Below are 17315 nucleotides of genomic sequence, written 5' to 3'. Positions count from 1 at the left end.
AATTCTTGATTCAATTTAGATAATAATTAAATCACTCAAAATGACTTCTTCTTAAAACGTAACGCCTTCAATCTTCTTAAAATTCTGGATGGCTTTACTATCGGAAAGTAACGATACGTAATGGCAAACTGCAAGTAAGCGCTGGTATAAATCGGCATCGTTAAAATTGATGGTTTCAGGTAAACGTTTTAAAATTAAGGCGTTGTAGTTAGATGCGTTACCATGAAAGTTGTTGTTTACGGCGGCTGTGTAGACACTCAATAATTTATTAATGATTTGGTAGCCAGCGATTTCTTTATCGATAACTTCTTCGGATTGGTAAATGTTTTCGACACTTATTTTAATAATATCCTTTATTTGCGCATCGTACTTACTTTTATCTAAAAGGGCACAATTAAATTTATCGCTTAAAATATCATCTTCATACTTCATGAAAATATCTACGGCATCATTAATTAATGCGCCAATGGCGAGTGCGCGTAGGTACCCAATGCGGTCTTCTTTATTCGAAAGTGCATAATAATTCTCGGGTATGATGTTCTCTCTGATAACTTTTGAAAGATATTCGAGTGCAAATTCTTCTTGAATGAGACCGAGATTGATACCATCTTCAAAATCTATAATGGTGTAACAAATATCATCGGCTGCTTCCACAAGATATGCTAATGGATGGCGGGAATAACTGGTGTCTTTTTCACTACGTTTTTGTAATCCTAGCTCGTTGGCAACATTAATAAAGGCTTCTTTTTCTGTTTGGAAAAATCCATATTTTTTGTCGGCTATATGCTTTGTTGGTTTTTTAGGTAATGATTCCTTTGGGTATTTTGTGAAGGCGCCTAGAGTTGCGTAACTTAAACGTAATCCGCCTTCTCGCCCAGCCCTACTTTGAGTTAAGATTTTAAAACCGTTTGCGTTGCCTTCAAAATCACAAAGGTCTTGATATTGTTTATCCGATAATTCGGTTTTATATTTTTTCCCTTCTCCAGATTTAAAAAATTCGCCTATTGATTTTTCTCCTGAATGTCCGAATGGTGGATTCCCTATATCGTGCGCTAAAGCTGCTGTGGCAACTATGGCTCCAAAATCGTTGGCTTGATACCCGTGTACATTTTGTAAATGCGGATGTTTTTCTAGTATTTTCTGCCCTACTTTTCTACCCAAAGACCGCCCAACAACGCTTACTTCTAAACTGTGGGTTAAGCGGGTGTGTACAAAATCGGTTTGTGATAGCGGAATAACTTGTGTTTTGTCTTGCAGACTTCTAAATTCAGATGAAAATATAATACGATCGTAATCCACATCAAAGCCTAAACGGGTTTCGTCTTGTTCTTTTCTGAGTCGTTTATTGGTATCGCCAAAGCGTTTTAAGGAGAGTAGTTGTTCCCAGTTCATGGTATTTGTTTAAAGCAGGAGCAAGATAGTAAATTCATTAAAAAATGTATTGTAAAATCTCTTAACATTAGGATAACATTTTAATCATAGTTGTTTAATAATTTGGTAACACAAAATTATGGCTTCCAGATGTATTTTTGTTGTGTATTTAAGAATAACACATGAAACATATTACATACATAGCTCTCTTTTTTATTTCCGCATTATCATATGCTCAGGATTCAGGTTCTATAAATGGAAGCTTATTAGATTACGAATCTAATAACCAACCTTTAATATTTGCTAAAATTTCTATCAAAGAAACTGGTGCTGAAGTTTTATCTGATGAAAAAGGTGTTTTTAAGTTTGAAAATTTAAACAATGGGGAATATACTTTAGTAAGTAGTTTTACAGGTTACCAAACTAAAGAAACAAAAATAAAGGTTGCTTCAAACAAAATAGCCTCTACTAAGATAGTTTTAGAAGCAAGTACAATATCTTTAGAAGACTTAATGTCTACAATAGCTAGTGCTGATGTAAAATCAAGCACTATTACAAATAATTAGTTTAGTTAGTTAGCTATTATTATAGCTTGGTAAGCTGTAATAACGATAGTAAAAAAAGCTTTCACTATAAATGTGAAAGCTTTTTTTATGAACTAAAATAAATAACAAGTCTCTAATCTTGATTTATCAATACTATATGGACTGATGCTCAAACACATAATTTTCTAATGTTAAATTAATGTAACCACTTATAAAAAATAGTATAAAATAAGTAACATTAACCTAACACTTTTATTACAGTTCTTTAATCGTCCCATAACACATTCTTTACAATCTAGTAGTTTCTTTGCACCGAGAAATTAAGATAAATAATGAAACATATTTTACTATTATTACTCTTTACATCAGTTGTACTTCATGCACAAACTGGTTCTGTTAAAGGGAAATTGACAGACAAAGAATATAATAATGAGCCTTTAGCGTTTGCTAACGTATTAATTAAAGGCACAACTAAAGGTACAACATCAGACTTTGATGGGTTATATGAACTTACAGATTTAGATGCAGGAACCTACACCTTAATGTTTAGTTTTGTAGGTTATGAAACTCAAGAAATTGCTGTTACTATTATTGCAGGACAAGTAGCTGAAGTTAATGTGGCTATGAGTGCAAGTGCTGCCTCTCTTGATGAAGTTGTTATTACCACGACTACTAAACGTGAAAGTGAAACCGCATTACTATTAGAACAAAAGAAAGCTGTTGAAATTAAGCAAAGTATTGGCGCTGTAGAATTAGCCAAAAAAGGTATTAGTGATGCTGCTGGTGCAGTTGCAAAAATTTCGGGAGTTTCAAAACAGGAAGGCTCTAGTAATGTTTACGTTCGTGGTTTAGGCGATCGCTATTTGAATACTACTATGAATGGGTTATCATTACCTTCTAATGATGTTAGCAAAAAGAATATTGATCTTAACTTGTTTTCATCTGATGTTATTGAAAACGTATCTATAAGTAAAGCCTATTCTTCTAAATATTACGCAGATTTTGCTGCTGGAAACGTTGATATTTCCTCTAAAGATTATAAAGGTAATGGATTCTTCGATTTTGGTGTAGGGTCTTCATTTAACACAAATGCCATTGGAAAAGATTTTGTAAGAAGTGAGGGTACTGGTCACTTTGGATTCTACAATAGATACGCACACGACCCTTTTGCTGTTATTTTATCACATGGATTTGACCCTGTTGATGCTGGAACGCCAATTAACACAAGTTTTGGTGGTGCTTTTGGTAAATCTTTCAAATTTGAAAATGGTGCTAAACTTAGCTTTTACGCTACAGGTTCTTTTGAAAATGATTATCAATACCGAAGAGGTTCTAACGTAGATTATACTAACGTTGAGAAAAAAGCTTTTGAAGATGCTGAAGAATTTGAATATGGTACTACTACAACCGCAATGGCATCTATTATTTATAAGATAGATAATAACAGTACATTAAAATTCAATTCCTTATTCGTAAATAGTTCCTCAGATAAGGTTGGCTATTTCGGTATCGATGGAAAAGGTCGCAATAGAGATGCTATCGCGAATACAGATGAAGGATTCTTTCAACAAAATATTCAATTTAATGAAAACCTTATTTATGTAAACCAACTTACAGGAAAGCATAAATTTGATAAAATTGACCTTGATTGGGGTTTTGGGCACAACTTTGTAAATGCTCATGAACCTGACAGAAAGCGTTTAAGTTTTGAAAACTATCATTTTGCCTTAGATAATGATCCTACCACAAATCCTATATTCTATAGTAACGTAGATTTTGATAACCAACGTTATTTTCAAGATATTCAAGATGAGGAACTAAACGGACGTTTAAACCTTGCTTTTAAAGCAAACGAAAACATTAAACTTAATGTTGGTTATAATGCGAGATCTAAAGAACGTCGCTTTAACAATGTAAGATACGGGTATGATATTATTGACAATAGCGGTATTGCAGATGTTAACGATTTAAATAGCTTCTTCACTTTAGATAATTTAAATTTAACAAACAACCAAGGCACTTACGAGATTAAAGTGATTAAACCTTACCCAAATCTTGGTAATACAAACAGACCTGGGTTAGACGAAAATACCTATAAAGGTAAACTAGATATATATGCTGGTTATTTAAATGCTGAAATTAATCTAAGTGAAAAATGGTTGGTTATTCCTGGTGTGAGATTAGAGTCTTTCAATCAATTTATAGAATACGATGTAATTAACCTTGGTGTTAATGGTAATGACAATATTAGCGCATCTGATGTGTTACTTTTGCCAAGTATAAGTATAAAACACGCTTTAAACGACGACCAGAATTTACGTTTTTCTGCGAGTCAAACCATATCATTACCAGAGTTTAAGGAAGTTGCACCTTTTGTTTACGAAAGTGTATCACAGCGTATTGGTGGTAACCCAGATTTATTAGGACATAAAGATGGTTTTAACTATACCAACGTAAAAGATGTGTCTTACTCAAAAATATTAAACGTTGATTTAAAGTATGAATGGTTTGTAACTAAATCCGAATTAATAGCAGTCAGCGCATTTTACAAACAAATTGAAGACCCTATAAACCAAGTTGTGGCTTTTGATGCAACTGGTACTCAGCGTTTCTTTCGAACTGGAGATAAAGCTCAAATATACGGTATTGAAGCTGAACTTAGAAAAAACATCATCACGGACGAAAATGATGCACCTCAACTTTCATTTGGTGTAAATGCTACTTATATGCATACTGAGCAAGATTTATACAGCGATATTGTTGGAAGTAATTTCAATGTAAGTTTTGTTGAAAACAAAGAAGAATTACAAGGTGCTTCTCCATTAATTGTAAATGCAGATATTAGTTATTCGCCAACTTCATTCCAAACATACAAACCTATTGCAACATTAGCATTCTCATACTTTTCAGATAGAATTGATGCTTTAGGCTCTGGACTGCTTGGTAATGTTATTGAAAAAGGAGTTCCAACATTAGATTTTATTCTTAAAAATAAAATTGGTGAAGATTTCGAAATCAACTTTGCAGCAAAAAACCTGCTAAACCCGAATATCACTTACATAAGAGAAACTACACAAGGAAATATTGTGGTAACGTCTCCTAACGGAAAAGATGTATCAGACTATAAAAAAGGAATGAATATAGGATTACAATTAAAATACAAATTTTAAATAACGCATTAATAACAATAAAAAATAAATTTAGAAACGATGAAAAATAATTTATTATTAGGATTAGCAATTACAGCATTGCTTTTTAACTCTTGTTCAACTGATGATACTGCTGATATCATTATTAATGACAACGAGTGTAATTAACAACAATGGTGGTGGAAATACTGGTGGGTCTGGTGAAGAAATTGCAATTAGTGCCGCAGAATACTCTTCTGATTTAGTGCTAGATGCTGACAAAACGTATACAATTAGTGGTCCAGTAATTATGACCAATGGTGCAAATTTAATTATTGGAGAAGGTGTTACTATTAAAGCAGTAGCTACTGGTGCTGATGTTTACATTGCTATCTCTCAAGGTGCAAAAATTATTGCTAATGGTACAGCAGCTAAGCCAATTGTTCTTACCTCTGGTTCTGCAAATCCTGCAGCAGGTCAATGGGGCGGTTTAATCATCTTAGGAAAAGCCCCAATTAACTCTGTAACTGGAAACGCTACTGCAACTTCAGAAATTGGAAGTTTACCTTATGGTGGTACTGAAACTTCTGATAGTTCAGGAATTATCCGTTATGTACGTGTTGAATATTCTGGAGGAGCTGCTGATGGCTCTTCTGAAAACAACGGGTTCTCTTTTTACGGTGTTGGTGCTGGCACAACAGTAGATTACATTCAAGCTTACGAAGGTGCTGATGATGGTATTGAGTTTTTTGGTGGTAACGTTGAAGTAAACCATGCTGTTGTTGTGAATTGTCAAGATGATTCAATAGACTGGACTGAAGGTTTTACAGGGAAAGTAACTAACGCTTATGTAAAGCATGGCGCAGATCATGACAAAGGATTTGAATGTGATGGTTACAATACTGATATAGGAAATTTATCTAGCCCAAAATTTTGGTCTAAGCCAATTGTAAAAGATGTAACTATTGTAGGTTTAGGTTCCGCAACTGGAAACGAAGCTATTAGATTAAGAGCAGGTACTCAAGGTATTTTTGACAATGTATTAATTGAAGGTTTTGCTGAAGGTTTTGATTTAGATGGAGATGTTGGAGCAACTAGTGATAACCCAACTGGAACCGGAGTAATTAATGGAGATTTAGACGTTACCAATGTAACATTTACTGATGTAACTGTTCAGTTAAAAAATGATACAGGCGAAACTTTTACTGATGCTGATTTTATGACAGGGATTGGAAACGCAACAGGTACAGATTTTGCAACTTGGGGAACAGGTTGGACAAAGTAAGTAATATGATTTGAAAGCATAAAAAAGCATCCTAATATTAGGATGCTTTTTTGTGTTTTCACTTTGCTAAAATAAATTATAGCGAAGCAACATTATTTTCATAATTGACTTCCTTTTTAACTCCGTCAATCCAATAAATCCATTTGCCGACTTTTTTCCATTATCATAATTTGCAGAAACCGTTTTCTTGCCTTCTGTGTTAAAGCTTAACCAAACACCTTGAAGTTTACCATCTGCTGTGTAAGATCCTGTTTGACTTACAACACCATTGTCATGATAATAAACAACATCAATTAAATTTGTGTCTTTATTAAGTTTTAATTCTCTTTTTTGCTCTTGAGCAAAAGATACCACAGTAATTAAAAAGGCAAAAACGAAAAATAACTTCTTCATAATTATGGGGGTTTTTAACATTATACTCCAAAGATAAAAAATAGCTAACATTTACACAACATTTACATAACATTAAATTAACATTAAAATCACAAACAATTGATAGATAGGTATTTATATTTAAAGATTTAACATTGGAATATTAATGATTACTTAATATTGAGGTTACATTAAGATTACTTAAAATGGCGATATTTGTAGTGTCTTAAGACAAAACCAATTAGTATTTCATATAACAATTAGTTTTTGTCGACTACATTATCATGATTTCTAATGAGACTGCTTTGGCCAAGGCAGTCTTTTTTTATTAAATAATTTAACAATAAGGAAACATTAGACTCATATAATAGTAAGTTATTTGCACTCGACAAAAACTAATATAATTCTAATGAAATTTAAATTTTTTTAGCGCTATGTTTTAGTGCTATACTCTCAGTAAAATCTCAAGAAATTAGTGATACCTCATTTGGAAAAGGTCTCATCAATTTTACTGCAAAAGATAGTTCGTTTAGTATAAAATTTGCGCCTCGGTTTCAAATGCGTTACGTATCCTCATGGGATCATGATGGCAATCAATATGGTCCAGCAGAACACAATTTTATTATTCGCCGTGCACGTTTAAAGTTTGACGGTTTTGCTTATAGCCCGAAATTAAAATACAAAATTGAGTTAGGACTTTCTAACCGCGATTTATCTGGTGGAAACCAATTTAACCGCAATACACCACGTTATATTCTTGATGCTGTTTTAATGTGGCACTTTGCCAAAAATTGGGAGCTTTGGGCTGGCCAAACTAAATTACCAGGTAACGTTGAACGTGTAATATCTTCAGGTAACCTTCAACTTATAGACCGCTCATTACTTAACAGTCGTTTTACTTTAGACCGTGATATAGGTGTTCAATTACGTCATAAATTCTATTTAGGAGATAATTTTTTAATACGTGAAAAAGTTGCGCTCTCTCAAGGAGAAGGCAGAAATGTAACCGAAGGGAATGAAGGAGGCTTACAATATACCGGTCGTTTAGAACTTTTACCATTTGGAGCTTTTAAATCTAAAGGCGATTATAGTGCTTCCGATTTAAAAAGAGAAGAAACCCTAAACTATCATTAACATTCACTTATAACTTTAATGAAAATGCAGTTAGAGAAAGAGGGTTTGCTGGCGATTATATGATCAGAACAGATGGTTCTATTTTCGAAACTGATCAAACAACTATATTTGTAGATGCTATGTATAAGCATAATGGTTTTTCATTTATGGGTGAGTATGCAAAACGTACTGCTGATGCACCAATAGCTCTTGAGGCAGATGGTGTAACGCCCACTCGGAGACATCGTGCTAACAGGTAATGCATTAAACTTACAAGCTGGATACTTATTTAAAAGCAATTATGAGATTGCCGGTAGGTTCACAACTTTAGATTATGAAGCAATTACAAATGCACTTCCTGTAAAACAATATACTTTAGGCTTTAATAAGTTTGTTCATGGACACAAATTGAAAGTACAAAGCGATATAAGTTATACATCCCTTGATGGTAACGATGATAATATTACATTTAGATTAGGATTTGATTTCCATTTTTAAATCATAACATTTAGGTAACTTTATACTCAAGTAGTATAATGATATTTGCAAACTTATTTTAATTAAAAAAATTATGGATAATATTTATTTATTAATGCTAATTGCAATAACTACACTAGCTGTATTTGATATTATTGTTGGTGTAAGTAATGATGCTATTAATTTCCTTAATTCTGCAATTGGTTCTAAAGTATTGTCTTTAAGAACAATAATGATTGTTGCTAGTTTAGGTATTTTTATTGGAGCCGTTTTTTCTAGCGGAATGATGGAGGTAGCCAGAAAAGGTATATTCGTTCCAGCACAATTTGAGTTTGGAGAGATTATGCTAATTTTTATGGCTGTAATGATTACCGACATTTTACTATTAGACTTCTTTAACACACTTGGGCTTCCAACATCAACAACTGTTTCAATTGTGTTTAATTTATTGGGAGCTGCTGTAGTAATGTCATTAATTAAAATTAGCCATTCTGAAACTGAAACCTTTGCAGATTTAGTCAACTATATAAACACAGAAAAGGCTATTACAATTATCTCAGGTATTTTGTTGTCTGTTGTTATTGCTTTCTCTGTAGGTGCACTTGTACAATGGGTTTCTAGACTTATTTTTACATTTAATTACGAAAAAAGAATTAAGAATTTTGGAATCATCTTTGGTGGTGTTGCACTTACTGCAATTACTTACTTTATCTTTTTAAAAGGACTTAAAGGCACTCCTTATTACAAAGAATTAAAAGGATTATTAGAAGGAAATGAGATATATACCATTCTAGGAAGTTTTGTGTTCTGGACATTGTTTTCATTTATATTCGAAAAATTAACTAAAAAAACCGTACTACTTGTTGTAATTGCAGTTGGTACATTTGGATTAGCTTTAGCATTTTCTGGAAACGATTTAGTAAACTTTATTGGTGTTCCTATGGCAGCTTATCATTCTTATGAAGCTTGGATTTCCGGAGGTATGGATGTAGCCATGTCTATGGAAGTTTTAGATAAGAAAGTACCTGCAGAACCTGTATTACTTTTTATTGCAGGTACTATTATGGTATTAACACTATGGTTTTCTAAAAAAGCAAAAACAGTTGCTGAAACAGAATTAAGCTTATCGCGTCAAGGTGAAACGCATGAAAAATTTGAACCTAATTTATTATCTAGATCAATTGTAAAAGGATCCACTCAATTATCTAACTACTTTGGTGTTCTTTTCCCAAAATCAGTTCAGAATAGGCTTGCTAAGAGTTTTGACAAACCTGAAGTGGTTTTAACCAAAGATCAAAGTATAGATGCCCCTGCATTTGATATGATTAGAGCATCTGTAAACTTAATGGTAGCTGGTGTATTAATTGCAATTGCTACCTCAATGAAATTACCATTATCTACAACTTATGTTACTTTTATGGTAGCAATGGGAACTTCTTTAGCAGATAAAGCTTGGGGAAGAGAAAGTGCCGTATATAGAGTTGCTGGTGTATTAAACGTAATTGGCGGATGGTTTGGTACTGCTCTTGGAGCATTTATTGCTGCAGGAATTGTGGTATTTTTAATCAGTTGGAATCCTAAAGTAATGATACCAATTTTATTGCTTTTAACTGCAATTTTATTATACAGAAATTACAAATCTCATAAAAACAAATCGACTAAAACACCAGATGCTGATAGTTTAAAAACAACTGGCAGTAGATCTGTACAAGGTGTTATTCTTGAAAGTGCTGGAAATATTTCTAATGTTGTAAAACGTGGAAATAAAATTTATTCTAATGCAGTAAATGGTTTATCTAAACAAGATTTAACTTTATTAAAAAAGAATAAAAAACAGGTTGACAAACTATCTGATGAAGTTGACAACCTACGTGATAATATCTTCTATTTTATTAAAAATCTGGATGAAACTAGTTTACGTGCTAGTAGTTTCTACATTAATATCTTAGGGTATTTACAAGATATGACACAATCTTTAGAATACATCTCAAGAGCTAGCCATAAACACGTTAATAACAATCATAAGAAACTAAAGTTTAATCAGATAAAAGAATTAAAGGAAGTAGACCAAGCACTAGAATTTTTATTTAATGATACCAGAAATGCTTTTGAAGCTGGAAACTTTGAAGATATAGGTAACATATTAAACCGAAAAGGCGACATATTTAATCTAGTATCGGAAAAAATCCAAAAACAGGTGGAGCGCACGCGAAGTGATGAATCTAGTCCTAAAAACACAACCCTTTATTTTGGGCTATTGTTAGAAACTAAAGATTTACTAACTGCTACCATGAATCTTTTAGAAGAGTATTATCAATCACATGATAGTTCTGTAGAACCAGCTACAATTGTAGATAGTTCTTTAGAAGATAATACTATTATAGATAAAGAAGAAACAGAAGAAAATTTATAAAGAACAATTGATCTAATTTAAAAAAGCACAGAAAATAAATATTTTCTGTGCTTTTTTGTTCTTGAAAACTAAAGAATATATTTAAAACTCTTTCTTACCAAATTCACTATCAATAAACTTAGACTTGTTACTTCCTTTCTTAAAAGTATAAGAGAGATTCAGCAACACCATATCAACTTCATAGATGTAATTTGTGGTTGTGAAAAACTCATTAGCCCTAAAGGTTGTGATGCGTTGCTCATTGGTATCTAACATTCCTAAATCTATATTTTGCCATTGCAATGTTGCCGTAAGTCTATCATTAAAAAATGATTTTTGGAACGTTAAGTTTGGTGAATAAAAACGGGAATCTTCGCCTTGTGCTGTATTTCTATCAGATAAATAATTGAATGTAAATTGTAAAGAAGCATTGTCCCAAAAACGCCACGTTGAATTCAAGTTAATAGAATATATAGTAGCATCAGTATTAATAGTTCTATTATCAAAACTACCATCAATGCTATAATTATAAATATTTGCTCCAATAAAATTAGTCCAATTTTTTGTTGGTTTTAATTGCGCACCAACCTCTAAACCAATGGCTTTTGCATTACCTACATTAGAGTAAATTCTGTTTAAAATAGTGTCATTATAAATGGTATTTACACGATTTACAACATTATCTACATGTCTAAAATATCCTGTTGCAAAAATGGAATTTCCGCCTTTTAAATCTTTAGTAATCCCTAATTCAACTAAATCTATAAACTCTGGTCTTAAATTTTTATCACCTTGCTCTAAAGTTTCAGAATGTTCGCGCTCTGCAAACGGATTCATTTTAAATGTAGAATTGCGTTCCACACGTTTACTATACGCTGCCTTAATTTTGGTTTTATCATTTATAGCATATTGAACGGAGGCCGAAGGGTACAGTTTTACGAAATCGTACAAAAGGGTTTCATCAACAGTATTGGTTTTATCTTTTAGCCTGAATTTTCTATCCATAACCTCTAATCGAGATCCTGCTGCATAGTCCCACTTACCTTTTTTTCCGGAAAGCTGCACATATCCTGAATGAATGGTACGCTCTAAATCCACTTCACTTGAAAATTCAGGAACCAATTCAAATTCATCATTAAAGTCGGTTCGTCTTTCATACACAAAATCTCCTGTATGTGATAAATCTCGATATTGGTAACCTGTTTCTAAAGTTCCAAAATCAAAAGGTTTTAATTTATAATCTAACTGAAAACGCACACCGTTTAAAGGATTATCGTTGGTATTAAATTCATCTTGAAATAATATAGAGCGATCTGGCTCTCCTAAATTTTGATTTACAGTTGGGCCACCTAATAAAGTATATTCGTATAGAAAAGAAGCTGATAATTCTGAAGCATTTGTAAAACTGTGTGTCCAATCAAAACTTCCCAACACAAAATCGCCTTTACGCTCTCTTAAGTTATGATTAAAATATTGAAACGTATAATCTCTATTAGTACTATTTGCTGGTGTAACTGAATGATTATCATAATACACAATATCTGCCAAACGTGCTTTACTACGTTTTCCTGCATAAAACCCTAATGAATAAGTATCTTTGGTACTTGGCGTAAAATCTACCGTAAACCGCCCGCTGTAATTGGTTTCATCAAAACTACGTTCTCCAGTAGATGGAAATTGGGTTTTTGTATCATTTATAATTGTAAAAACATCGCCTTCACGTCTGCCTCCTAAATCGTTTCTTTGGTAATTTGCTCCCAAAGAAATATTCCATTTATCGGTTCTAACATTATAAGTCGCATCAATACCATGGCGTTTATGCGATACATCGTTACCATAGGTTTCAAAAGAAGGCAATCCTCCTTTTATATTAATTTGACCAAAAGCACCATTAGCTGCACCTTTTTTGGTTAAAATATTAATAATCCCAGCTTTTCCTTCAGGGTCGTATTTCGCAGATGGAGCTGTTATAACCTCAACACGTTCTATAGCATTTGCAGGTAACTGCGCCAATAAATTACTAGCATCTCCTTGAATAGGTTTTCCATTTAATAATGCAACGAAACCTTTACTACCACGAACACTAATTTCTCCCTGACTATCCATACTTACTGAGGGTAAATTCCGAATAACATCAACACCTGATCCACCTTGAGCACTTTTAAATTTTGAGGCTTCAAAAACTTGACGGTCAATTTTATTAACTACAGTATTGCGTTCACCTTTAACAACAACTTCGTTTAACTGAGTTCCTAAAGCGAGTTGGATAATCCCTAAATCTATATTTTGGTTTGAACTAGTTATCGCAATAGATTCTACACGTTTTTTTTCATATCCTAAAAAAGAAACTTCAATATAATATGTCCCTCTTTTAACAGCATCTATTTTAAAGACACCTGTCTCGTTGGTAATCACACCTGCTACTAAACTCCCGTCTTGAATTTTATACAAGGCTGCAGTTGCGTATTCTAATGGTGTGTTTTGTTCGTCAACAACTTTTCCTTGTATTTGGGCTAACGCCTGAAAAACATTTAAAAAGCAGCATACTAATACCAAAGCGTATTTAATCTTTTGAGACATGTTCTATTCTATTTTAAGATTGTAATTAATGTGTGCAAATCTAGTAAAAACAATGTTTGTATTTTTTAAAAACAGTAATTATATACGGCTAAATATTATACATTAAAAACACACTTTTAGCACAAAAAAGGTTAACTATTTAGGATGTGTAGTTACAACCTAGTTTTACTTTCCACCATTTTCATCAAGCAATGAATCGTATTTGCCATATAATAATTCGGCAACATCAATTAGCTTTTTAATCATGTCATTTACGTTGGTGTAATCATTAAATAAAGATGATGCCATTTCAGCAGTAATTAAATCTTTTCTGATTAATTTATCTATCGAAGTATTGCTATGTCTAACATTAGCCTTTGCCTCTCTTTTAAGTTCTTTTAATTTGAGCGCATATTTTTCAGAATCGTCTTCAGTTCTAAATAGATGGATTACCCTTAAAACCTTTGTGGTTTTTTTCGATAACTGTCATATTCTTTTTTTAAATGCTTGTTATCAGAACTTAATACCAATGTTATATTTTTATTCAATTCTCTGGAATCTTTAAGTATTTCAACCATTTTTCTATTAGCTATCTTAATAGAAGTAATGGTTTTAACTTGCTTATCATTCAAGCTTAAAGTGCTTTCTGCCATAGAACTGTACCTAATAATTTCCCCATAGATTGTTTTAACTTTGGAATAATATAAGTCTTCAACATTAGTGTCAAAATCATTTGTAGATTTTTTAATTATCGTCTTCAACTTTTCATCAGATTTAATATCACCTCTATGAATATTTAAAGCATGAGCTACTATTTCAAACACACTTTTCTTAAAGAGGTAACGAGATTCTTTGAGTAATGCAGTAATTACAGTACTAGGAAATTTTAAAATAGCCTCATTAAGATATTTTGGTTCATGAACATCTTTACCCTTTTCTTTAAAGAATTGCAACAAAAAACGCTCCATTACCTTAATAAAAGGTAGCATTAAAACAACACCTAAAACATTAAATATGGTATGAAATAGTGCTAACTTTAATGTGTAATTTGTTGCTGCTATTTGCAAAACTTCCGATAAATTATTTACTAATCTAGCCAATGGGAATATAAAAATCATTGTCACTAGACCAGTTACTATATTAAAAACAAAGTGTCCTGCGGCAAGTCTTCTCCCGCACTATTTGACCCCAATGACCCTAAAACCGCAGTTATTGTAGTACCAACATTAGCACCTATAGCCAAAGCTAAAGCATTTTCATATTCTATTTGTCCTGCAGCTAAAGCTGTTAAAATTAATGCTAATGTTGCACTACTTGACTGTAAAATGGTAGTGATAATTATACCCAAACCAGTATAAATTAAAACGCCTAAAAATCCAGAAACCGCATATTGTGATAAATCAATATATTCTTTAAAAACATCGAATCCCTCTTTCATGTAGTGGATGCCAAGAAAGAAAAAACCCAATCCTGCTAGCACATTACCAATACCTTTAAAAGACACTTTCTTTTGAAATGAAAAAATAATTCCAAAAACCAGCATTGGCATTGCTAATACAGATATTTTTATTTTAAGTCCAAACCCTGCAACCAACCACGCAGTAGTTGTTGTACCAATATTAGCCCCAAAAATCAACCCCAATCCACCAGCTAAAGAAATTAACCCTGCACTTATAAAAGATATAGTAATGACTGATACTAGAGAACTCGATTGTATTAATGCTGTTACAAAAGCTCCAGCTGTGATACTTTTATAAAGTTTATTTGTAGCATTTTTTAGTATATTCTGTAAAGGCCCTTTTGTAAAAACCTTAAAACCTTCTTCTAACATTATCATCCCAAAAAGCAATATTGCAACGCCAGCTGAAATCGTTTTAAAATTAGGATTTAGATACAACAAAACACCTAAAGCAATTAATAGAATAAAGAATAAAGATTTTTTAATCATGTATTTCTACTTATGAAGAACAACTAATAATTACACAATATAAACTATTTTAAAACTAATACAAATGATTAAAAATTCAAGTAAAATGATTCCTAACATCTAAATCATCAGAATTAACGTAAATAGATGAAACCTAAAGATTATTAAATTATGAAGAAAATTTCTGTTTTGCTAATTATAGCAATTGTTACCTTTTCTTGTGTTTCAAAGAAAAAATATTTGGCACTACAACATGAAAATGGCGAAATTAAAAGTGAATTACAAAAAACTAAAGTTGCTAAAGAAGATTTAGAAGCTAAGTTTGATAAAATTCAATCTAGAGTAGAGGCTTATAACTCTAAAATAGCCTCTCTTAAACAAGAAAGTGATTCTAAATTAGAAGTTGTTGAAAATGTGGCATTAATGTCTAACAGCACTAAGACAAAAATGCGAGAAACATTGAAAAATGTTGATCCAGCTAAACTGAGTCAAGCTAAAACACTTAAAGATTCAATGAATTTAGCGGTGGCGTATAATCTTAAAAAAACAATTAATGAGAGTAATATGAATGAAGACGAAGATTTCGCTGTAAACATCAACGAAACTGTAGTTATGATTTCTATTGCTGATAACATGCTATTTAATTCTGGAAGCTATAGATTGAGCTCTAAGGCTGATACTGTTTTAAAGAAATTAGCGGATGTTATTAATTCTGAACCTAGTTTAGATGTTATGGTTGAAGGACACACAGATGCTAGAACAATTAATACTGAATTCCTTTCAGACAACTGGGATTTAAGTGTGATGAGAGCAACTTCTGTAGTTCGTAAACTTCAAGAAAAATATAATGTTTCTCCAGAGAAATTGATCGCTGCTGGAAGAAGTAGCTACCAACCTGTAGCTGAAAATAATTCTAGAGAAAACAGAGCAAAAAATAGACGTACAAGAATTATCATTCTTCCAAACATTAATAAGTTTTTTGCGTTAATGGCTGAAAATGATAATGCTGTTGCCGAAAACACGATATTAGATTAAGTTATTTTTAAATAAAACACATTAAAAAAGCATTCCATATAAGGGATGCTTTTTTATTGGTAAAAAATTACAAACCTCATAGAACGAAAAGATTCTATAAAAATTCTTAAACTCTAATTCAGTTTAATATTTTTGTGAAAAATTAAAATTGAATATTATGATTTCAACTAACGAGTATTTTGACGGAAATGTAAAATCTCTAGGATACACAACTAAAATTGGACAATCAACTTTGGGTGTTATGAATGCTGGCACCTATGAATTTGGTACTTCTAAACACGAAACTATGATTGTTGTAGAAGGCGAAATGACCGTAAAATTACCAGGAAGCTCTGAATGGGTTAGCTATAAAGCAGGAGATGCTTACCAAATTGAAGCCAATGAGAAATTTCAGGTAAAAGTTTCTGAACAGACTTCTTATTTATGCCAGTATAAATAAAAAATGCATTCCAATTGGAATGTATTTTTTATGATTACTTTACACGTTTTCAAACAACAAACTTAAAATTCTTGCGCAACTCCAATTTGATCTAGCTCATCTTGAGATTGAATTTTTGACTCAAATTTAGCTATATCAACCACATAAGTTTTAGATATGGTGTCATGCCAACCTCTTCCTTCGGCACCTAAAAATGAAAAAGCTTCAAACGGAATAATTCGTGAAAAACTTCGTTTTAAATAATCGCTTATAGTTGGTTGAGTCCCATCTTCTTTAACAACTTTTGTCTTGGTTACATATTTACCAATACTTCTTCCTTTTGTAAAAAATTCTAAAGCAAAATATAACATCGCCATAACTACACTTGTTATCAACCTATCAAGTAAAGGGTTCATTTCTTCCTCTTCATTTAGAAAGCCATCTATTGCAGTAGTGTCTTCTGCAAAAGAATAATAGATATATGTGGCTACAAAAACAACACCTAGAAACAAGACTACCAAGAATATAGCATCTATAATGTAATTCGCAAAACGATTACCTTTGGTAGCGTATAAATCTGGGGTTACAGTAAACGTATTTGTCATAATTTTCAGTTAAATTTATGTAGCTAATATATTAATAAATAAGAAAAGCATCCCAATTGAGATGCTTTTCTATTTAAATTTGGGGTTC

At 32.1% G+C, this 17315-nt stretch carries 13 protein-coding genes and 1 pseudogene; 7 read left to right on the top strand and 7 right to left on the bottom strand.

From position 1 onward, the window contains the following. Positions 1–51 precede the first annotated feature (51 nt). Positions 52–1392: a dGTP triphosphohydrolase gene (gene dgt / locus AC0L5U_RS16460; protein WP_473417549.1), complete on the bottom strand. Its 1341-nt coding sequence runs from the start codon at positions 1390–1392 to the stop codon at positions 52–54. 161 nt (positions 1393–1553) lie between these two features. On the opposite strand from dgt, the gene AC0L5U_RS16455 reads away from it, so the two are divergent. The 3 genes from AC0L5U_RS16455 (at position 1554) to AC0L5U_RS16445 (ending at position 6329) form a co-directional block, all read left to right on the top strand. Then, on the top strand, positions 1554–1937 hold the full coding sequence (locus AC0L5U_RS16455) for a carboxypeptidase-like regulatory domain-containing protein (RefSeq protein ID WP_473417548.1): 384 nt from the start codon (positions 1554–1556) through the stop codon (positions 1935–1937). Between the two features lie 311 nt (positions 1938–2248). Then, entirely contained in the window at positions 2249–5086 is a 2838-nt protein-coding gene (locus tag AC0L5U_RS16450) for a TonB-dependent receptor (RefSeq protein ID WP_473417547.1), read from the top strand. A gap of 127 nt (positions 5087–5213) precedes the next feature. Next, positions 5214–6329: a multidrug transporter gene (locus tag AC0L5U_RS16445; RefSeq protein WP_473417546.1), complete on the top strand. Its 1116-nt coding sequence runs from the start codon at positions 5214–5216 to the stop codon at positions 6327–6329. A gap of 66 nt (positions 6330–6395) precedes the next feature. On the opposite strand, the gene AC0L5U_RS16440 is transcribed toward AC0L5U_RS16445, so the two are convergent. Next, the gene (locus AC0L5U_RS16440; RefSeq protein ID WP_473417545.1) at positions 6396–6722 is read right to left on the bottom strand and encodes a nicotinic acid mononucleotide adenyltransferase; all 327 of its coding nucleotides are present in this window, start codon (positions 6720–6722) and stop codon (positions 6396–6398) included. A gap of 399 nt (positions 6723–7121) precedes the next feature. On the opposite strand from AC0L5U_RS16440, the pseudogene AC0L5U_RS16435 reads away from it, so the two are divergent. Beyond that, positions 7122–8312 (top strand): annotated as a pseudogene (locus AC0L5U_RS16435) (porin). Between the two features lie 73 nt (positions 8313–8385). Next, positions 8386–10704, top strand: coding sequence for an anion permease (locus tag AC0L5U_RS16430; RefSeq protein WP_473417544.1), 2319 nt, complete (start codon positions 8386–8388; stop codon positions 10702–10704). Positions 10705–10785: 81 nt separating this feature from the next. On the opposite strand, the gene AC0L5U_RS16425 is transcribed toward AC0L5U_RS16430, so the two are convergent. The 4 genes from AC0L5U_RS16425 to AC0L5U_RS16410 all read right to left on the bottom strand — a co-directional run bounded on the left by AC0L5U_RS16425 (position 10786) and on the right by AC0L5U_RS16410 (position 15190). Then, complete coding sequence (locus AC0L5U_RS16425) at positions 10786–13263, bottom strand: TonB-dependent receptor (protein WP_473417543.1); 2478 nt, start codon at positions 13261–13263, stop codon at positions 10786–10788. Between the two features lie 165 nt (positions 13264–13428). After that, positions 13429–13551: a hypothetical protein gene (locus AC0L5U_RS16420; protein ID WP_473417541.1), complete on the bottom strand. Its 123-nt coding sequence runs from the start codon at positions 13549–13551 to the stop codon at positions 13429–13431. A gap of 146 nt (positions 13552–13697) precedes the next feature. Next, positions 13698–14360: a hypothetical protein gene (locus tag AC0L5U_RS16415; protein ID WP_473417540.1), complete on the bottom strand. Its 663-nt coding sequence runs from the start codon at positions 14358–14360 to the stop codon at positions 13698–13700. Between the two features lie 17 nt (positions 14361–14377). Continuing rightward, positions 14378–15190 carry a Na/Pi cotransporter family protein gene (locus AC0L5U_RS16410; RefSeq protein WP_473417539.1) on the bottom strand — a complete coding sequence of 271 codons (813 nt, stop codon included), beginning with the start codon at positions 15188–15190 and terminating at the stop codon, positions 14378–14380. 150 nt (positions 15191–15340) lie between these two features. Here AC0L5U_RS16410 and AC0L5U_RS16405 point away from each other — a divergent pair, with 150 nt between their 5' ends. Continuing rightward, positions 15341–16204, top strand: coding sequence for an OmpA/MotB family protein (locus tag AC0L5U_RS16405; RefSeq protein ID WP_473417538.1), 864 nt, complete (start codon positions 15341–15343; stop codon positions 16202–16204). 157 nt (positions 16205–16361) lie between these two features. Beyond that, positions 16362–16643, top strand: a complete 282-nt coding sequence (ppnP, locus tag AC0L5U_RS16400; RefSeq protein WP_473417537.1) for a pyrimidine/purine nucleoside phosphorylase — start codon at positions 16362–16364, stop codon at positions 16641–16643. A gap of 62 nt (positions 16644–16705) precedes the next feature. On the opposite strand, the gene AC0L5U_RS16395 is transcribed toward ppnP, so the two are convergent. Then, complete coding sequence (locus AC0L5U_RS16395; protein ID WP_473417536.1) at positions 16706–17227, bottom strand: RDD family protein; 522 nt, start codon at positions 17225–17227, stop codon at positions 16706–16708. Positions 17228–17315 lie beyond the last annotated feature (88 nt).

The sequence above is a fragment of the Jejuia sp. G7-7 genome (genome assembly GCF_055808955.1).
Note: the sequence above shows the minus strand (reverse complement) of the source record. Positions and strands in the feature narration are given on the sequence as shown.